We start from the raw sequence: 18261 nt of genomic DNA, 5'->3' as shown, positions 1-18261 counted from the left end.
GCGTTGGGGTTAAAAAATTGGTTGCCTTTACCTACTGCATGGGGAGAGGCAGATGTGATTATTTGTAATCCCAAAGATTTAAATGAAGTAGCAGGAAAAATAAATAGTGGGCGTATAAAAAATGGCGTTTATATTATTATCGGAGGATTTGCTCCGCCAACAACAGGTCATGCAACATTGTGGATTGGCAATCAGCGTAATGTAATAGGTAGGCATAATTATATTCATTCAGGAACAGAGCAAACGGTATATTTTTGGAATTAAAATAATGAAAAAATATTTTGTTGTTTTGCTGCTATTGCTTATTCAGCCTATTTATGCCAAACAAAATCTATTTAATCAAGTGGTTAATAAATTTAAATCAGACGAGCAGGCATTGACACAGTTCAGATATTTGGGTCAGTTGCATTGCTTGGATAATAAATTTGGATTGCCTGAAAAATACCAATTATTTAATCATGAATATTTACGATTGTTTAATGGCTTATTTGCTTTGCCTAGATTGATTACGCAGGAAGCGTTAAATAAAACAATTCTTGCAATTTGAACAGAAAAATCTTGGGCAAAGTAAGCTGTATGAAAACAAACTGGATATTTGCTATAAGCTATATTACAACCAATCAAGACTTGATTTGTACGATAAAACGGTAAGCAGTAAGAGAAATTATTATTCTCCCAAAGATGGGGGGTATTTTTCTGATGATGAATTTAATCAGCATATGCGTTATTATCTGCATCATGGGCAAATTGATGTAAAAAGATTTTGGTAGTGTTTCAGGCAGCCCACCCCAAATATTCCTAGTTTCTATGAAAAAGAAAGGGCATAAACCATGCAAGAATGGTTTCAAACCTTATTCGCCCAAACACTTGGCATGGGCACACTTGGCAGCGACATTGGCTTGGTGGTGGCGATTATTGTCAAAATCGTCATCATCCTTGTACCCTTGATTTTAACCGTTGCCTATCTCACTTATTTTGAACGCAAAGTCATCGGTTTTATGCAGCTTCGTGTCGGACCAAATGTGGTTGGACCTTGGGGCTTAATCCAGCCGTTTGCTGATGTACTCAAACTATTGTTCAAAGAAGTAACTCGTCCCAGTGCGTCTGATAAATATTTGTTCTACATTGGACCGATGATGGCACTCGCGCCATCTTTCGCGGCTTGGGCGGTTATCCCATTTAGCGATACTTGGGTGCTAACCAATGTGGATGCAGGGTTACTGTATATTTTGATGATTACATCGTTGTCGGTGTATGGCGTCATCATTGCAGGTTGGGCTTCCAATTCTAAATACGCCATGTTCGGCGCAATGCGTGCTTCTGCGCAGACCATTTCCTATGAAATTGCCATGTCCGCCGCGCTGGTGTGCGTGATTATGGTTTCAGGCAGCCTGAATTTCAAAGACATCGTTGCCGTGCAAGCCACGGGTATTGCAGGTGGTTCTATTTTTTCGTGGAACTGGTTTACCTTGTTTCCCGTGTTTCTTGTGTATCTGATTTCCGCTGTTGCCGAAACCAACCGCGCCCCATTTGACGTAGCCGAAGGCGAAAGCGAAATTGTGGCAGGGCATCATGTGGAATACTCAGGCTTTGCCTTTGCCCTGTTTTTCCTTGCTGAATATATTTTCATGATTTTAATCGGCGCGCTCACCGCCATCATGTTTCTCGGAGGCTGGCTCTCACCGTTTCCGCAAAGTTGGGGCATCATCGGCACACCGTCTGCTGCATGGATGTTTGCGAAGATGGCGTTTGTGCTATACGGCTATCTGTGGATTCGTGCCACCTTCCCGCGCTACCGCTACGACCAAATCATGCGCTTGGGCTGGAAGGTATTGATTCCAGTAGGCTTTATTGCTATTGCCGTACTCGCGGCATGGATGGCTTCGCCGTTGAGTTTGTGGCAATGATTTTCAGGCAGCCTGAAACGCAACTAGGATAAAAAATGAGTGCAATTAAAGAGTTAGATATTTTAATTCACTCCATGCAGCCTGTGCTGAATGAAGGCGCGTATTATTTTATCACGCTGCCTGAACACAGCGATTTGCCGTTTGGCGATATGATTGCCACGATACGCGAATGCGAGGGGGTGTCGGTAGTGGTGCGCGAGGAACTGGCGGTGGCGCGTGGTTGGCAAAACGGCTTTCGTGCGGCGTGGATTACCCTGAACGTGCATTCCGATTTTGCGGCAGTGGGCTTAACAGCAGCGTTTGCTGGTGCGTTGGGTAAAGTTGGGGTCAGTTGCAATGTGGTGGCAGGGCATCATCACGACCATATTTTTGTTCCGTTTGAACAGGCAGATTTGGCAATGCAAACTTTATTGAATTTGCAAAAAAATGCGTTTCAGGCAGCCTGAAAACCATTTCATGATTGATTTTTAAATAAAAACCACTACCAAAAGGGTAGAAGAAATTATGGCAAATTTAGTCAAAACCTTTTTATTGGGCGAGCTGGTCAAAGGCATGGGCGTAACACTCAAAAACTTTTTCGCTCGCAAAGACACGATTTATTTCCCCGAAGAAAAAACGCCGCAATCGGTGCGCTTTCGTGGCTTGCACGCGCAACGCCGTTATCCCAATGGCGAAGAGCGTTGCATTGCGTGTAAATTGTGTGAAGCGGTTTGCCCCGCGATGGCAATCAACATTGAATCCGAACAACGCGATGACGGCACACGCCGTACCACGCGCTATGATATTGATTTAACCAAATGTATTTTCTGCGGATTTTGCGAGGAGGCATGCCCTGTGGACGCGATTGTGGAAACTCACATTTTTGAGTATCACGGTGAAAAACGCGGTGATTTGTATATGACCAAACCGATTTTACTGGCGATTGGTGATAGATATGAAGAAGAAATTGTCAAACGTAAGGCGGCTGACGCTCCCTATCGTTGAAATATTATTTGGATTTTCCCAAATAATATTCAAGTAGTGGTGTAGTTTATGATATACCCATTGTGTATCACTTAAACATTTTGGAAATATTTCATATGAGTATAAAAACTTTATATACTAGAACTGCTATACATATGTTACCTATTACCTTAATGGCGTGGGTGTGTATGAAATTATCTGCATTACCCATTATGCAGGAGTATGGTTTTAGTGCATTAACCATTGCAATTGTAATCGGCATTCTGTTGGGTAATATTGTACCAGTACAATATGTCATGATGTTTTCAGAGGGTTTACAATTCAGTAAAGCACGATTGTTGCGTATAGGTATTGTTTTATATGGTTTTCGAATTACTTTACTGCAATTAGTGAGTGTGGGTTGGGTGGCGTTGTTGGTAGATGGCTTGGTGGTAGCCAGTACATTTTCTTTGGCAATGATGCTTCGTAAACGCTTTCATTTAGAAGATAATACTGCTGCCTTGATTGGTTCAGGCAGCGCGATTTGTGGTGCAGCTGCTGTATTGGCTACACAACCTGTGTTGAAAGCCAAAGAAAGTGATATCAGTGTATCAGTGGCAACTGTTGTTGTTTTTGGTACACTGGCAATGTTTGCTTATCCCATTATGGCGCGTGTCATTTTGCCATCTGATGCATCGGGTATGGCATGGTTTGGTTGGGGTATTTACACGGGGGCTACTGTACATGAAGTAGCACAAGTTGCCGCAGCAGGCAGTGCAGTTAATGCTACAGTAGCTGATGTTGCGGTAATCAGTAAAATGGTTCGCGTGATGTTGTTGGCACCATTTTTGTTGATGTTGCCATGGTTGATGAAGCGTTTTGGTGCGGTGTCTATGCAAGCGAATGAAGGAATTGTGATTCCGTGGTTTGCTTTTGGTTTTTTGGTGATGGTAGGCGTGAATAGTTTTTTATCATTATCTCCTGATGTGTCTCGCATGATTATTGATTTGGATACCTTTTTATTGACTGCTGCAATGTTTGCTCTAGGTATGACGACTCGTTGGCAAAGTGTCAAACAAGCTGGGGTTAAACCATTGTTATTGGCAGGTATTTTGATGATTTGGTTGGTTGTAGGCGGCGGTGTGATTTCTTATGTGGCTTGCCAATTCCTATCGTGATTGTGCCAAATGCTTTAAACATTAAATTCTCTAGAAAGAATACAATAATTATGACGTTCTCCCTAATACTATTTTATTTATTTGCGGCCATTATTTTGTACGGTGCATTACAAACGGTACTGGCAAAAAACCCTATTCATGCTACCTTGCACTTGGTGCTGACTTTTTGCGTTTCGGCAATGATGTGGTTGTTGATGCAGGCAGAATTTCTTGGCATTACATTGGTGGTCGTATATGTAGGTGCAGTCATGGTATTGTTTTTGTTTGTAATTATGATGCTAAATATTGATGTTGAAACCATGCGACAAGGCTTTTGGCGGCATGCTCCTGTGGCTTTGGTTGTGGGCATTTTGATGGCAGCATTATTGATTGCGATTTTTGTTGCACCTGATACCAATTTATCGATTTATGGCAGCCTGAAAGACATTTCTGCCGATTACAGCAATGTGCGTGATTTAGGTATGCAGTTGTACACCACGTATTTGTTACAATTTGAGTTGGCGGCGGTTTTACTGGTGTTGGGCATGGTGGCAGCGATTGCTTTGGTACACCGCAAAACACACAATCCCAAACGCCAAGACCCTGCTGAGCAGGTTAAAGTGTCTGCCGATGAAAATCGTATGCGCCTAGTCAAAATGAAAAGTGAAGTACAAACCTCAGCAACGCAGCCTGAAAACTTGGAAAACGTGGAGAACAACGCATGATTACGCTGACACATTATCTTGTACTCGCTGCCCTGTTGTTCGGCATCAGCACGATGGGTATTTATATGAACCGCAAAAATATTCTCGTGTTGCTCATGTCTATTGAGTTGATGTTGCTAGCGGTAAACTTTAATTTCATCGCTTTTTCACAATACTTGGGAGACACAGCAGGGCAGATTTTCGTGTTTTTCGTCTTGACCGTAGCCGCCGCCGAAAGCGCAATTGGCTTGGCGATTATGGTGCTGGTGTACCGTAACCATAAAACGATAGATATTGCGGATTTGAATACGTTGAAAGGGTAGGGCGGTTTTTCAGGCAGCCTGAAAATAGCCGAAAAAAGTTTTCTAAATTAAAAGGTTCAATCAAATGAACAACATGAATCTATATCTGATAATCGCGCTCACGCCCTTGCTTGGTTCGGTGTTGGCAGGTTTATTTGGCAATAAAATCGGACGCGTTGGGGCGCATTGTGCCACCATTGCTGGCGTGGCGGTATCGGCTTTGTTGTCGGCGTATGTGTTGTACGGTTTCGCCACAGGCACACGCACTAAGTTTGATGAAAATGTCTATACATGGCTCACGATGGGCGGTGTAGATTTTTCAGTTGGCTTTTTGGTGGACAGCCTCACTGCCATGATGATGGTGGTGGTAACGTCTGTGTCGCTGATGGTACACATTTACACCATCGGCTATATGCACGATGAAGAAACGGGTTATCAACGCTTTTTCAGTTATATCTCATTGTTTACATTCAGTATGTTGATGCTGATTATGAGTAATAACTTTATCCAACTGTTTCTCGGCTGGGAGGCGGTGGGTTTGGTGTCGTATCTGCTGATTGGCTTTTATTTTAAACGCGACAGCGCGATTTTCGCCAATTTAAAAGCCTTTTTGGTGAACCGTGTCGGCGATTTTGGTTTTTTGTTGGGCATTGGCTTAGTGTTGGCGTATTTTGGCGGTAGTCTGCGCTATGCAGACGTGTTTGCCTATTTGCCAAACGTAGTGGGTATTCAATTTCTCGGTACGGATTTGATTACTGTAACGTGCTTGTTGCTGTTTGTGGGTGCGATGGGTAAATCGGCGCAATTCCCTTTACACGTTTGGCTGCCTGATTCTATGGAAGGCCCTACGCCAATTTCCGCGCTGATTCACGCGGCAACGATGGTTACGGCAGGTTTGTTTATGGTGTCGCGTATGTCGCCTATGTACGAGATGAGTACAATCGCGTTGAGTTTCATCATGATTATTGGCGCGATTACTGCCTTGTTTATGGGCTTTCTTGGCACGATTCAAAACGATATTAAGCGCGTGATTGCCTATTCCACCTTGTCGCAACTGGGTTACATGACCGTTGCTTTGGGTGTGTCGGCGTACTCCATCGCCATGTTCCATGTGATGACGCACGCGTTTTTCAAAGCCTTACTGTTTTTGGCAGCAGGGTCAGTCATTATCGGTATGCACCACGACCAAGATATGCGCCACATGGGCGGATTGCGTAAATATATGCCTATTACTTGGCTAACCATGTTGCTAGGTAATTTGTCGCTGATTGGTACGCCCTTATTTTCAGGCTTCTATTCTAAGGATTCCATTATTGAAGCGGTACACGCCAGCAATTTAACAGGCAGCGGATTTGCCTATTTTGCCGTGTTGGCGAGCGTGTTCGTAACCGCATTTTATGCTTTCCGTCAATACTTTATCGTATTCCATGGAAAAGAACGTTGGCGCGAAATCGAACATCATCACGATGAACACCACGATGACGGACATCATCACGGTTTGGGCAAACACGACAATCCGCACGAAAGCCCTTGGGTGGTAACTTTGCCTTTGATTTTATTGGCGATTCCGTCTGTGATTATTGGCATATTAACGATTAAACCCTTGTTATACGGCGATTTTTTCAAAGATGTGATTTTTGTTAATCATGAAGCGCACCCCGTGATGAGCAAAATGGCGGAAGGTTTCCATGGCGCGTTTGGCATGGCAACGCACAGTTTTGCTACGCCTGTTTTGTATTTGGCGATTGCTGGTGTGGCGGCAGCGTGGTTCTTGTATGTGAAAGCACCACATCTGCCTGCGAAAATTCAGGCAGTCTGCAAACCGATTTATAACTTGTTGAACAATAAATATTATTTGGACACGATTTATTTTAATGTGTTTTCCAAAGGCAGTCGCGTATTGGGTACATTTTTTTGGAAAGCGATTGATACCGCCATCATTGACAACGGCATCGTAAACGGTGGCGCGAAAGCCGTTGGTGCAATCGCTGCCCAAGTACGCAAAGCGCAAACAGGTTTCATCTACACTTATGCGGCGGCGATGGTGTTTGGTGTGCTGGTGCTGATTGTGGCGTTTTTCTGGAATTTGTGGTTTTGATGCGTAGGTCGGGGTCTTGACCCCGACTTTCAGGCAGCCTGAAAATAAAAAATACGTAGAGCAATAAGTTGATTTAACATCTACTTCTTATGAGTCATATTTATTATGTTTGTAAACAAGTTAACGCCATTAAATAAGCATTTAAATATAAAATTACTTATTTTTTCTAAAATATTTATAACAATAATTTCATATTTTTTATTTAATAGTTATTTTAATAGAAATAATTTATCTGAACCAGAAGTAATTATCTATATTTTAAATGGACTGCTTTTAGTGAATTTAATAGTTTATCGCAAGAGAGAGATATTATAGTGATGGATATTTTAATTTAAAATGGGATAAGTATTACACTGTTGTAACAATTATTGTTTGGATGATTATATTGTTTTTCTTGCAAGTATTTAATTTTAAAATGCATGATTTAGAAAATAATAAAATAGAAAATATATTTTCTGGAAGAATAGTGAATGGAGATAGTGAAAACTATTGGTACAATGATGATGGATATGCTATTTTGCGTTCAAAACCATTTGAAACTGCTAGATATGCACCAGAAACTGCTTGGTTTTTATTTTTAGAAAATGAAGATAAAAAGCGTATAGGCTTTATTGCTTGTAGTTTACTCTTAAAAGAAAATTGCTCTAATTTCTGGAAAAAATTCCTAAAAATGAAGTAATTAAAATTTCTTATCAAAAAATAGATGGTATAGACTACTATATTGGTGGAGAGCATCTGTTGATATTAACAGGACTTGAATCTAGTTATATTTCTATTAGTAAGTTTCAATTAATTCAGAAGTATTATAATGAATTATTTTATTATAAATCATTTATTTTTTAGCTATATTGATGAATTTTATTCTTTATTTTTGGAATAAGTATTTATATTCTTCCTCATATAAAGTTTGAAAAAAATTAATTCACTAAGAAAGGTTTTGATTATGGCGTATCGCGTAAATTTTCGCGTAAATTTTCTATTAGAAATTGGCAATGCTATTAATATGTTCGTCAGGCGGGTGATCCATCAATTTCATCTGAACAAAAAGCAGAACATTATGAGCAGGCAAAGAGAAGTGTAGGTTTGGCAATAGGTGCAATGACACAAAATCTTGCTCAATATAGTGGATTTGATGATAAAACTAATGCAGCAAGGGGTAAATTTTTTGGTGGTGTTACTGCTTTTCAAGCAGTAGATAGATTGCGAGATAATTTTGAAGGTTTTATAGCAGATCATCAGAAAGAAGTTGTTGATATAATTAAGATTCAAGCTATTATGTCTGGTACTTCGGCTATAGCAAGTTTTCTTATGAGTGATAAAATTCCTGCTGGTGGAATTTTTTTGATAGAACTGCAGCAGCCATTACAGCTGTTTCATTGGTATATCCTGGTGGCAAAATGTCTACTCATGACTTTTACAATTTAGAAAATTGGAATGGCTTTGGTTTAGATGTGTTAGAAAATTTTTTTCGTGAAATATATGAATTAGTACCTGACTAAGTTCAATCCTTGGAAAGAAAGTAGTTTAAGTTATAATCAAGTTAATCATGATAAAGTTGATTTAGTGATTGATAGTCAATCAAATATAAAAGATTTATCGACGACTTCATCTGCTCAAGATATGGTTAATAAATTATTTGCGGCATACACATCGGGCGATAAAGATGCTTTATATTCTGTAGTGGCTAATCACGCTTATACGCAACAGCGTAATCAAGAAGTTGCCGAGCAAGTGCAGCAATTAAAAGAAGCCGAACAAGCGCGTGCTGCTGAACAGCTGGTAGAAGCACAGCAAGCAGAACAACAGCGACATAGAATGGTAAGGTCTTAAAAATGCACATTGAAGAACTGTATGAAGCCGTGAGTAATATGGCGGTAGTAACGCAGCATTTGAAAGCAGATGCGGAAAATGCCGTACAAATTCAGCAACAGACCGCCTACCAATTAGGACAAAGATTGCAAGTGTTGGACACAAGTATTGAAACAGCACTTGCTCATCATGTTGAAAAATTGCGCGAGTAAGTGGCGCAACAGGTTGCTGATGGCAGTCAAGACAGTATGCGAGAATTTCAGCAGCAATTAGAAGATTTAAAAAAACAAATGTTGGATTTCAGTCAATTTGCTGCGTTGATTAAAAAAGATTTAAATAAAACAATCGCATTCTATTTTGATGAAAATTGGTGTTTTGTCTGGCGTGGCTTTGATTGCGGTGATTGGTTCTGTGCTGTGGTTGGGTTTTTATTATAAAGATATTATTCAGAAAAATAAGTTAAGCGTGGAAGCTATGCAATTATGCAATTATATAGTCAAGCTGATGTGAAATTATGTCAGGACAAGTTATGTGTTAAAACACAAACTACGCCGCAAGAATTTAGAAAAGATGGGTATATGATTGTTGTACCCAAAAAATAACTTTCAGGCTGCCTGAAACGCAGTTTCAACAAAAAATTTTAAATAAAGAAAACAGGCTAAAACTATGTTTTTCAACAACTTACTCGGCTTGGCAATCTGGGTGCCGATTATCGCAGGTGTGCTGGTGTTGGCAACAGGCTCGGACAGCCGCGCCCCATTGGCGCGTATTCTCGCGCTCATTGGTGCATTGGCAGGATTTTTGGTTACCTTGCCCTTGTTTACCCATTTTGACCGCGTCAATAGCGGCTACCAGTTCACCGAATTGCACGCATGGATTCCCGCGCTCAATCTGAATTACGCGCTGGGCGTGGACGGCATTTCCGTGCTGTTTATCATTTTGAATGCGTTTATCACGCTGATGGTGGTGCTGGCTGGCTGGGAAGTGATTCAAAAACGTCCTGCGCAGTATATGGCGGCATTCCTGATTATGAGCGGCTTGATTAACGGCGCATTTGCTGCGCAAGATGCGATTTTGTTTTATGTGTTCTTTGAAGGTATGCTGATTCCGCTTTATTTAATTATTGGTATATGGGGTGGTCCAAGACGGGTTTACGCGGCGATGAAGCTGTTTTTGTACACGTTATTGGGTTCGCTGCTGATGCTGGTTGCGCTGATTTATTTGGGGGCGCAAGCCGACAGTTTTGCTATTACTGATTTGCAAGCGATTAAGCACATTCCATTGGGTGTGCAACAGTTGATTTTTATCGCGTTTTTCTTGTCGTTTGCGGTGAAAGTGCCGATGTTCCCCGTGCATACTTGGCTGCCTGACGCACACGTTGAAGCCCCCACAGGCGGTTCTATGGTGTTGGCGGCGATTACGCTAAAGATTGGCGCGTATGGTTTCTTGCGTTTTGTGCTACCGATTGTGCCCGATGCGGCGCGTTATTTTGCACCAGCCGTGATTGTGTTGAGTTTGATTGCCGTGATTTATATTGGTATGGTGGCGTTGGTGCAAACCGATATGAAAAAACTGGTGGCGTATTCATCAATCAGCCACATGGGTTTTGTAACGCTGGGTATTTTCCTGTTTAGCGGACTGTTTTCAGGCAGCTCTTTGGGTGAATTGAACGACTGGGGCTTGAAAGGCGCAATTGTGCAAATGATTTCGCACGGTTTTGTGTCTGCCGCGATGTTTATGTGCATCGGCGTGATGTACGACCGTCTGCACAGTCGCAATATCGCCGATTACGGCGGCGTGGTGAATGTGATGCCGAAGTTTGCGGCGTTTATGATGCTGTTTGCGATGGCCAACACGGGCTTGCCGGCGACTTCCGGTTTTGTTGGCGAATTTATGGTGATTATGGGTGCGGTGGAAGTGAATTTTTGGGTGGGTGCACTCGCGGCGTTGACGCTGATTTACGGCGCGTCTTACACGCTTTGGATGTATAAGCGCGTGATTTTCGGCGGCATCGTCAATTCCGAAGTGAAAGAAATGAAAGACATCAACTGCCGCGAATTTACGATTCTCGCCATTTTGGCGGTTGCGGTGTTGGGCATGGGGCTGTATCCGCAGCCCTTTATCGAAGTAGTTCATCAGGCGGCCGACCAACTGATCGCGCATGCCGCGCAGAGCAAGATTTAAAGGGGGCACGATATGAACGGAACAATTTTGAACCTCACCGGCGCGATGCCCGAAATCGTGTTGCTTGCGGCTTTGTGTGTGATTTTGCTGGCGGATTTGTGGATCAGCGATAAAAACCGCCATATCACCCATCTGATGAGTTTGGGTGCGGTGATTTTGACCGCGGGTACGCAGGTTGCCGTGTGGGAACAGGGCAGCACGTTGGCGTTTAACGGCATGTATATTGCAGACGGCATGTCGCGTCTGGCCAAACTCGTGATGTATGCGCTGGTGTTCGGCTTGTTTATCTACGGCGAAACCTACAACCGTGTGCGCGATATGTTTAAAGGCGAGTTTTACACCCTCTCGCTGTTTGCCCTGCTGGGCATGAGCGTGATGGTCAGCGCGGGGCACTTCCTCACCGCCTACATCGGCCTTGAGTTGCTCTCGCTCTCGCTTTACGCCATGATTGCATTGCGCCGCGACTCCGCGTTTGCCGTCGAAGCCGCGTTGAAATATTTCGTACTCGGCGCACTCGCCTCCGGCCTGCTGCTCTACGGCATTTCGATGGTGTACGGCGCCACCGGCACCCTTGATTTCGCCGAAGTTTTGGCCACCGCCTACAACGGCGATGCCAACCCGTGGCTGTTGAAACTCGGCTTGGTGTTTATCGTCGTCGCCGTCGCCTTCAAACTCGGCGCCGTGCCGTTCCATATGTGGGTACCCGACGTTTACCACGGAGCGCCCGTTTCCGTAACCGCATTCGTCGGCACCGCGCCCAAAGTCGCCGCCGTCGTCTTCGCGTTCCGCATTCTGGTAACCGGTTTGGGCACAATACACGCCGACTGGGCGCAGATGTTCGCTATCCTCGCCATCGCCTCGCTTATTGTCGGCAACCTCGCCGCCATCATGCAGACCAACATCAAACGGATGCTGGCCTATTCCACCATCTCCCACATGGGCTTCATCCTGCTCGCCTTTATGGCCGGCGCCGTCGGCTTCACCGCCGGCCTGTATTACGCCATCACATACGCCGTCATGGCCGCCGTCGGCTTCGGCGTGTTGATGGTACTCTCCACCGAAACCGTCGAATGCGAAGACATCCGCGATCTCACCGGACTCAACCACCGCCACGCATGGTATGCCTTCCTGATGCTGCTCGCGATGTTCAGCATGGCCGGCATCCCGCCGCTGATGGGCTTCTACGCCAAGTTCGCCGTCATCATGGCACTTCTCTCGCAAGGCTACGTCTGGCTGGCCGTGTTCGCCGTCATCATGTCGCTGATTGGCGCGTTCTACTACCTGCGCGTCGTCAAAGTCATGTATTTCGACAACCCCGACCACGACCAACCCGTCGGCGGCGACAACGCCGCCAAGCTCCTGCTTACCGTCAACGCCGCCCTGCTGCTCCTCTGGGGCATCATGCCGCAAACCGTCATCGACTGGTGCAAAGCAGCGCTCGACAACACGCTCTAAACCGCGCCAAGCAAACGGCAGCCCGCAAAGGCTGCCGTTTTTTACTGATTGGAACAAGGCTTGCCGCCATTTTTTTCAGACAGCCTGATACAATACAGAACCTTGTTCCGACACCAAAATGCCGTCTGAAAAGCAGACAAAAAGTTTCAGACGGCCTTTAATCGACTTATCCCATTTTTAAGACCCAAAGGCCGTCTGAAAAAAACAACCCCCAAAAAAAGAAAGCTCCCCATGACCCCAACCATGTACATCCTCCTGCTCCTTGCCCTCATTTTTGCCAATGCCCCCTTCCTCACCCAAAAACTGTTCGGCGTCGTTTCCCTAAACAAAAAACACTTCGGCCACCACCTCCTCGAGCTCATCACCGGTTTCGGCCTCACCGCCGCACTCGCCTACCTGCTTGAATCCCGCGCCAGCGCCGTCCACCCCCAAGGCTGGGAATTTTACGCCGTCAATGTCTGCCTCTACCTAGTCTTTGCCTTTCCCGCCTTCGTCTGGCGCTATTTCTGGCACGGCAAAAACCAACAATAAACCACCCCTTGCCATGTAGGCTGGGCTTCAGCCCGGCAACGCAAAAACCATCCCACTTTTTTCAGACGGTCCCCCCCCCACCACCACAGGCCGTCTGAAAAAAACAACTCCATGAAAGCCCCATCATGACCATCCAAAACCTCACCCAAGCCCAACTCATTGTCGTCAAAGTCGGTTCCAGCCTCGTCACCGACGGCGGCCGCGGCATCGACCAACCCGCCCTCGACAACTGGGCAACCCAAATCGCCCGCCTCATCCAAAGCGGCACCCAAGTCGTCTTCGTCTCCAGCGGCGCCATCGCCGAAGGCATCAAACAACTCGGCTGGCCCAAACGCCCCACCGCCATCAACGAACTCCAAGCCGCCGCCGCCGTCGGCCAAATGAGCATCGCCCAAGCTTACCAAAAGGCCTTCGCCCCCCACAAAATCCACACCGCCCAAATCCTCCTCACCCACGACGACCTCAGCAACCGCACCCGCTACCTCAACGCCCGCAGCACCCTCAAAACCCTGCTCGAAAAAGGCATCGTCCCCATCATCAACGAAAACGACACCGTCACCACCGACGAAATCAAACTCGGCGACAACGACACCCTCGGCGCCCTCATCACCAACCTCGTCGAAGCCGACGCCCTCATCATCCTCACCGACCAACAAGGCCTATATGACAGCGACCCCCGTAAAAACCCTGCCGCCCGCCTCATCCCCTGCATCCCCGCCGACTATCCCGACCTCGAAACCATCGCCGGCGGCGCCGGCAGCAGCGTCGGCACAGGCGGCATGTACACCAAAGTCACCGCCGCCAAACGCGCCGCCCTCAGCGGTGCCGCCACCATCGTCGCCAGCGGCAAAGAGCCCGACATCCTCGTCCGCCTCAAACAAGGCCAAAGCATCGGCACCCTCTTCACCAGCAGCCACAACCGTATCAGCGCCCGCAAACAATGGCTGCTCGGCCACATCCAAATCAGCGGCAGCGTTACCGTAGACCACGGCGCCGAACGCGCCCTCACCCAAAACCATGCCAGCCTCCTCCCCGTCGGCTGCATCCGCGCCGACGGCCACTTCCACCGCGGCGAACTCATCTCCGTCCTCAACCCCGAAGGCAAAGAAATCGCCCGCGGCCTCGCCAATTACAGCAGCAGCGAAACCGCCAAAATCCTCCAAACCGACACCGACCACATCGCCGCCAAACTCGGCTACACCGCCGAAGCCGAACTCATCCACCGCGACAACATGGCGCTGCACAGATAAACGCCCGACAAAAGGCCGTCTGAAAAATCTCCCGCATTGAGTGAAAGGAAATTTTCAGACGAGGCCTTTCAGGGCAGTTCGGAAAACCGCCGGATGGTTAAAGAAATCAGCTGTCAACGTAAGCAATAAACGTAGGCTGGGCTTTAGCCCGGTGGGTAGGATTGAGACCATTGCAAAAATCAGAATGGCTGTCTGACGCTTCGATTCCACTCAACGCAAGAACTTTCTCGGACGTCATTCCCGCCTGCGCGGGAACGACGTCGGTTGAAAGATTTGGCGTTTCAGACGGCATCATTATTCGTACGATTACGCTTTGCTCGGGTAAAGCTAATCGTACCTACGTGGGCTGTCCGCAAAGCATCAGCCTTTATACATCTGAAAACCCAGAAAAAGAAGCAAAAAAATGCCTGTAAATCAAAGGCGAATACCTGCAACCACTGCCCGAAGGCTTGTAACGCATTATTTTGCGAATACGGCTGCTGCCCCCGTAACCGTGACCTTCGCACAAGCCTGCTCTTTGGGTTGCATTGCTGGGCTAAAGCCCAGCCTGCGCAGTTTGATGTTTCATCAAGCACAGGTTGGGTTTCAACCCAACAAAACGGTCGACGACCTTTGCAAAAATTAAATCAAATCCGTAAATGTGGGAATGACGGATTTGGCGTTTCAGACGGCCTTTGAACGGTTTTGCAAAGTCGCAGCCATGTAGGTACGATTAGCCGCCCCAAAGCGGCGTAATCGTACAAATCCGCGCAAACGTCCCCTCATTTTTTCAGACGGCATCAGCAGTTATTTCCAAACAGCGCGGCGTACGGTTATACCGTTTGGAACGGCCCACCGCCACCCCGCAGAATTTTCCCGAACCCCATGCCGTCTGAAACCGCTGTCTTCTGCTAAAATCCTTTCATTCCCATCTTTTCAGACGGCCTCCCCATGCAAAATACGACGCTCGTTTGGTTCCGCCGCAATCTGCGCCTTGCCGACAATCTCGCCCTGCAAACTGCCGTTGCTCGCGGTTTGCCGTTGGCAGGGGCTGTGGTGTCAGAGAGGCCGTCTGAAATTTCAAACCCCCGGCAGGCGCGGTTTTTGTATGAATCGGCGGCGGAGCTTTACCGCAATCTGGTCGAACGGAATATCCCGCTTTATATTTTGCAGGGGCGTGCGGAAGAGGAACTTCCTGCGCTGGCGGCACGCCTGAATGCCCGCGCGGTGATTGCCGATGAGGCTTACGCGCCGGCGGAAACGGCGGCGGACAACCGCGTTTGGCGGATTTTGGATGCGCAGGGCGTGCCGTTTGAGCGCGTCAACGACCGTGCGCTGTTTGCCAAAGCCGATTTGATGGGCGAACACGGCCTGCCGTTTACCGATTTCGCGCCTTACCGCAAGGCTTGGCTGGCAGCGTTTGAAAAAGCGGAAAGACCGTCTGAAAACGCGGAAATCCCCGTTCAGACGGCCTGTGGCCTGCCGCCGCTGCCCGATGCGCGGGAAGTGGGCGTTCCGCATGAATTGATGCAGAAAGGCGGCGAAGCGGCAGCTTGGCGGCAATGGGCGGAATTTTCGGAAAAACTCGATTTTTACCCGCTTTTAAAAGATTTTCCCGCCCAAAAAGGCACGTCTCAGCTCGGCGCGTATTTGTCGGCAGGCTGCATTTCCGCGCGTGCGCTGGCGCAGCTTGCTTGGGCACGCGGTGCGAAAGAGTGGCTGAACGGCCTGATCCGGCGCGATTTCTACCAGCATCTTGCGTTCCACCACCGCAATCTGCCGCCGTACACCGCCCGTTCGGACGAAGGAATTTTGCAGTGCTGGCAGCAGGGTCAGACGGGCTATCCGCTTATCGACGCCGCCATGCGCAGCCTGCGCCGCAGCGGTTTCCTTCACCCCGCGCTACGTTGCGCAGCGGCGGAATTTCTGTGCCGCACGCTCGGTCAGAACGCGCAAAACGGCGCGGATTGGTTTGCCGCGCAGCTCGCCGATTACGACGAGGCCGCCAACGCGGGCAACTGGCAGGCCGCCGCGTCGGCAAAACCCGCGAATCCCATCGCCCAATCCCAACGTCTAGATCCCGACGGCACATTTATCCGCCGTTACGTTCCCGAGCTCGCCCACCTGCCGAAAAACCTGATCCACGCGCCGTGGCTGGCGGCGGGGGAAATTGAAACAAACGGCTATCCGCCGCCTGCGGCAGATTGGCGGGGATAAAATGGAAAAGGAAGATCTGGTCTGCTATGTCGGCGGCTGCGGGCTGGCAGTGCATTATCATGCCGCGATGTTGGATGCCGCCGATGCCGCCCGCGTCGCGCGTTCTCCCGGCTTATCGGTGCGGGAGGACTGGCAGGTCAGCCGTGTTTTGAAACACCGCGCCCGAAGCGACGGGCTGGAAATTAAATCTCTGTCGCACAGCAAGGGGTATGCGGCCGTATTGGCTTCGTCGGGAAACGGTGCGGCGGGCGTGGATATGGAAAACTGCCGAAACCGCGATTTTCAGGCGCTTGCGGCGTGGACGGCATCGCCCGAAGAACGGTTGTGGCTGGCGGCGCGCGGCTGGCTTGCGGAGGATTTTTACGCACTTTGGACGCTCAAAGAGGCTTTGGTCAAGGCCTGCGGCTTGGATTTCCCCGCCGGTATGGGCAAAGTCGGGCGGATGTTTGCGGGAGGAAAATCCGCAGGCATCCGCACGCCGGCGGGCAGCGGAGATTGGCACGCGGAAACGCGCGTATTGGCAGAGGATTTTGTGTTGACCTGCGTGTGGCAGGGGGAAGGCTGTCTGAAAATCAGGGGGTAGGTTTCAACCGTTTTCTTTGCGGGGTGGCTGGGTATAGTGAAATTCCTAAAAATCAAAAATCTGATTTAAAGCGTCGGTCGGATTTTTGAATCCGGCATTTCATGCCGCATCAGCTTGTCGGATACAAGTATCCGACCTACATTGTTTCGGTTTGATTAGGAATTTGATTATGACGACCACTGCTTCGGAGTTTTAAAAAGGCCGTCTGAAAATTTCAGACGGCCTTTTGCGTGGGGGGTTAGCGGATGATGCCGCGGGTGGAACGTTTGAAAAAGTCGGCAAACAGCGAAAGCGCGGGTTCGTCTTTTGCTGCGGTTTCGATTTGGGCTTGGGCTTCTTCGAGCGGCAGGCCGCTGCGGTAGAGGAGTTTGTAGGCATTGCGCACGGCGTGGATGGTGTTTTTTTCAAATCCGCGCCGTTTCAGACCTTCGATGTTGACGCCGTAGGGGCCGGCGTGGTTGCCTTGTGCGATGACGTAGGGCGGGACGTCTTGGGCGACGGCGGAACAACCGCCGAGCATGGCGTGGGCGCCGACGACGACGAATTGGTGGATGGCCGACATGCCGCCGACGATGACGAAATCGTCGAGTTCGACGTGGCCGGCGAGGGTGGCGTTGTTGGCGAGGATGCAGCGGTTGCGGATTTGGCAGTCGTGGGCGACGTGGGCGTTGATCATCAGCAGGTTGTCGTCGCCGACGCGGGTGATGCCGCCTCCTTGGACGGTGCCGCGGTGGACGGTAACGTGTTCGCGGATGAGGTTGCGGTTGCCGATGACGGTTTCGGTGGGTTCGCCTTTGTATTTCAAATCTTGGTTGTCTTCGCCGATGCTGGCGAATTGGAAAATGCGGTTGTCTTCGCCGATTTTGGTAATGCCTTTGACGACGATGTGGGAATTGAGTACAGTGTTTTTACCGATTTCGACATTTTCGCCGATGAGGCAGAAGGGGCCGATTTCGACGTTTTCGCCGATTTTGGCGCCGTCTTCAATGATGGCGGTGGGGTGGATTTTTGCGCTGGGATGAATCATGTGCTGCTCCTTTCGGGCATTTTGTGTGTGCGGCCGTCTGAAAAATCGGGGGGTGGCGTTTGGCTCGCGATGAGGCGGGCACTGGGTTGGTGCCGTCTGAAAATGCGGTTTTGAAA

22 protein-coding genes are annotated in these 18261 nt (G+C 48.1%); 21 read left to right on the top strand and 1 reads right to left on the bottom strand.

The window, feature by feature from the left end; all coding sequences use genetic code 11:
- Positions 1-3 precede the first annotated feature (3 nt).
- From BG910_RS12215 to BG910_RS05285, 21 genes are all read left to right on the top strand, one after another.
- Positions 4-264: a hypothetical protein gene (locus BG910_RS12215; RefSeq protein WP_123806074.1), complete on the top strand. Its 261-nt coding sequence runs from the start codon at positions 4-6 to the stop codon at positions 262-264.
- 4 nt (positions 265-268) lie between these two features.
- Complete coding sequence (locus BG910_RS05365; protein ID WP_089035957.1) at positions 269-547, top strand: hypothetical protein; 279 nt, start codon at positions 269-271, stop codon at positions 545-547.
- A 283-nt stretch (positions 548-830) separates the two neighbouring features.
- Positions 831-1907: an NADH-quinone oxidoreductase subunit NuoH gene (gene nuoH / locus BG910_RS05360; protein WP_089035956.1), complete on the top strand. Its 1077-nt coding sequence runs from the start codon at positions 831-833 to the stop codon at positions 1905-1907.
- A gap of 35 nt (positions 1908-1942) precedes the next feature.
- Positions 1943-2353, top strand: coding sequence for an ACT domain-containing protein (locus tag BG910_RS05355; protein WP_089035955.1), 411 nt, complete (start codon positions 1943-1945; stop codon positions 2351-2353).
- A 58-nt stretch (positions 2354-2411) separates the two neighbouring features.
- A complete protein-coding gene (nuoI, locus tag BG910_RS05350; RefSeq protein WP_089035954.1) occupies positions 2412-2891 on the top strand; it encodes an NADH-quinone oxidoreductase subunit NuoI in 480 nt (159 codons plus the stop codon).
- A gap of 167 nt (positions 2892-3058) precedes the next feature.
- Positions 3059-4027, top strand: a complete 969-nt coding sequence (locus BG910_RS05345) for a YeiH family protein (RefSeq protein WP_232462242.1) — start codon at positions 3059-3061, stop codon at positions 4025-4027.
- 50 nt (positions 4028-4077) lie between these two features.
- On the top strand, positions 4078-4731 hold the full coding sequence (locus tag BG910_RS05340; RefSeq protein ID WP_089035952.1) for an NADH-quinone oxidoreductase subunit J: 654 nt from the start codon (positions 4078-4080) through the stop codon (positions 4729-4731).
- The gene (gene nuoK, locus BG910_RS05335; protein ID WP_089035951.1) at positions 4728-5033 is read left to right on the top strand and encodes an NADH-quinone oxidoreductase subunit NuoK; all 306 of its coding nucleotides are present in this window, start codon (positions 4728-4730) and stop codon (positions 5031-5033) included. The genes BG910_RS05340 and nuoK overlap by 4 nt, the downstream gene beginning before the upstream one ends.
- Positions 5034-5097: 64 nt before the next feature.
- Positions 5098-7110, top strand: a complete 2013-nt coding sequence (gene nuoL / locus BG910_RS05330) for an NADH-quinone oxidoreductase subunit L (RefSeq protein WP_089035950.1) — start codon at positions 5098-5100, stop codon at positions 7108-7110.
- A 376-nt stretch (positions 7111-7486) separates the two neighbouring features.
- A complete protein-coding gene (locus tag BG910_RS12210; protein WP_123806076.1) occupies positions 7487-7789 on the top strand; it encodes a hypothetical protein in 303 nt (100 codons plus the stop codon).
- Between the two features lie 404 nt (positions 7790-8193).
- Positions 8194-8535: a hypothetical protein gene (locus BG910_RS05325; protein WP_157694034.1), complete on the top strand. Its 342-nt coding sequence runs from the start codon at positions 8194-8196 to the stop codon at positions 8533-8535.
- Between the two features lie 138 nt (positions 8536-8673).
- Entirely contained in the window at positions 8674-8940 is a 267-nt protein-coding gene (locus BG910_RS05320) for a hypothetical protein (protein WP_123806077.1), read from the top strand.
- A gap of 2 nt (positions 8941-8942) precedes the next feature.
- Positions 8943-9131, top strand: a complete 189-nt coding sequence (locus BG910_RS05315) for a hypothetical protein (RefSeq protein ID WP_089035947.1) — start codon at positions 8943-8945, stop codon at positions 9129-9131.
- A complete protein-coding gene (locus BG910_RS12205) occupies positions 9132-9356 on the top strand; it encodes a hypothetical protein (RefSeq protein WP_123806078.1) in 225 nt (74 codons plus the stop codon).
- A gap of 229 nt (positions 9357-9585) precedes the next feature.
- Positions 9586-11103, top strand: a complete 1518-nt coding sequence (locus BG910_RS05310) for an NADH-quinone oxidoreductase subunit M (protein ID WP_089035946.1) — start codon at positions 9586-9588, stop codon at positions 11101-11103.
- A 12-nt stretch (positions 11104-11115) separates the two neighbouring features.
- The gene (gene nuoN / locus BG910_RS05305; RefSeq protein WP_089035945.1) at positions 11116-12558 is read left to right on the top strand and encodes an NADH-quinone oxidoreductase subunit NuoN; all 1443 of its coding nucleotides are present in this window, start codon (positions 11116-11118) and stop codon (positions 12556-12558) included.
- Between the two features lie 231 nt (positions 12559-12789).
- Positions 12790-13089, top strand: coding sequence for a DUF2818 family protein (locus tag BG910_RS05300; protein WP_089035944.1), 300 nt, complete (start codon positions 12790-12792; stop codon positions 13087-13089).
- A gap of 125 nt (positions 13090-13214) precedes the next feature.
- Positions 13215-14339: a glutamate 5-kinase gene (proB, locus tag BG910_RS05295; RefSeq protein ID WP_089035943.1), complete on the top strand. Its 1125-nt coding sequence runs from the start codon at positions 13215-13217 to the stop codon at positions 14337-14339.
- 170 nt (positions 14340-14509) lie between these two features.
- The gene (locus BG910_RS12200; RefSeq protein ID WP_157694033.1) at positions 14510-14752 is read left to right on the top strand and encodes a hypothetical protein; all 243 of its coding nucleotides are present in this window, start codon (positions 14510-14512) and stop codon (positions 14750-14752) included.
- A 517-nt stretch (positions 14753-15269) separates the two neighbouring features.
- Entirely contained in the window at positions 15270-16535 is a 1266-nt protein-coding gene (locus BG910_RS05290; protein WP_089035942.1) for an FAD-binding domain-containing protein, read from the top strand.
- Between the two features lies 1 nt (position 16536).
- Complete coding sequence (locus BG910_RS05285) at positions 16537-17118, top strand: 4'-phosphopantetheinyl transferase family protein (RefSeq protein WP_089035941.1); 582 nt, start codon at positions 16537-16539, stop codon at positions 17116-17118.
- A 238-nt stretch (positions 17119-17356) separates the two neighbouring features.
- On the opposite strand, the gene lpxA is transcribed toward BG910_RS05285, so the two are convergent.
- The gene (gene lpxA / locus BG910_RS05280; RefSeq protein WP_089035940.1) at positions 17357-18145 is read right to left on the bottom strand and encodes an acyl-ACP--UDP-N-acetylglucosamine O-acyltransferase; all 789 of its coding nucleotides are present in this window, start codon (positions 18143-18145) and stop codon (positions 17357-17359) included.
- Between the last annotated feature and the right edge of the window lie 116 nt (positions 18146-18261).

The sequence above is a fragment of the Neisseria chenwenguii genome (assembly GCF_002216145.1).
Taxonomy (GTDB): Bacteria; Pseudomonadota; Gammaproteobacteria; order Burkholderiales; family Neisseriaceae; genus Neisseria; species Neisseria chenwenguii.
This window is presented reverse-complemented; position numbering and strand designations above follow the sequence as displayed.

Bases quoted from the DNA above. Each gene is read 5' to 3' on its own strand.
- BG910_RS05345 (WP_232462242.1), top strand. From the start codon at position 3,059: ATGAAATTATCTGCATTACCCATTATGCAGGAGTATGGTTTTAGTGCA.
- BG910_RS12210 (WP_123806076.1), top strand. From the start codon at position 7,487: ATGATTATATTGTTTTTCTTGCAAGTATTTAATTTTAAAATGCATGAT.
- BG910_RS05365 (WP_089035957.1), top strand. From the start codon at position 269: ATGAAAAAATATTTTGTTGTTTTGCTGCTATTGCTTATTCAGCCTATT.
- proB (WP_089035943.1), top strand. From the start codon at position 13,215: ATGACCATCCAAAACCTCACCCAAGCCCAACTCATTGTCGTCAAAGTC.
- nuoN (WP_089035945.1), top strand. From the start codon at position 11,116: ATGAACGGAACAATTTTGAACCTCACCGGCGCGATGCCCGAAATCGTG.
- BG910_RS05300 (WP_089035944.1), top strand. From the start codon at position 12,790: ATGACCCCAACCATGTACATCCTCCTGCTCCTTGCCCTCATTTTTGCC.
- nuoH (WP_089035956.1), top strand. From the start codon at position 831: ATGCAAGAATGGTTTCAAACCTTATTCGCCCAAACACTTGGCATGGGC.
- BG910_RS05310 (WP_089035946.1), top strand. From the start codon at position 9,586: ATGTTTTTCAACAACTTACTCGGCTTGGCAATCTGGGTGCCGATTATC.
- lpxA (WP_089035940.1), bottom strand. From the start codon at position 18,145: ATGATTCATCCCAGCGCAAAAATCCACCCCACCGCCATCATTGAAGAC.
- BG910_RS05355 (WP_089035955.1), top strand. From the start codon at position 1,943: ATGAGTGCAATTAAAGAGTTAGATATTTTAATTCACTCCATGCAGCCT.
- nuoI (WP_089035954.1), top strand. From the start codon at position 2,412: ATGGCAAATTTAGTCAAAACCTTTTTATTGGGCGAGCTGGTCAAAGGC.
- nuoL (WP_089035950.1), top strand. From the start codon at position 5,098: ATGAACAACATGAATCTATATCTGATAATCGCGCTCACGCCCTTGCTT.
- BG910_RS05285 (WP_089035941.1), top strand. From the start codon at position 16,537: ATGGAAAAGGAAGATCTGGTCTGCTATGTCGGCGGCTGCGGGCTGGCA.
- BG910_RS05340 (WP_089035952.1), top strand. From the start codon at position 4,078: ATGACGTTCTCCCTAATACTATTTTATTTATTTGCGGCCATTATTTTG.
- BG910_RS05315 (WP_089035947.1), top strand. From the start codon at position 8,943: ATGCACATTGAAGAACTGTATGAAGCCGTGAGTAATATGGCGGTAGTA.
- nuoK (WP_089035951.1), top strand. From the start codon at position 4,728: ATGATTACGCTGACACATTATCTTGTACTCGCTGCCCTGTTGTTCGGC.
- BG910_RS05290 (WP_089035942.1), top strand. From the start codon at position 15,270: ATGCAAAATACGACGCTCGTTTGGTTCCGCCGCAATCTGCGCCTTGCC.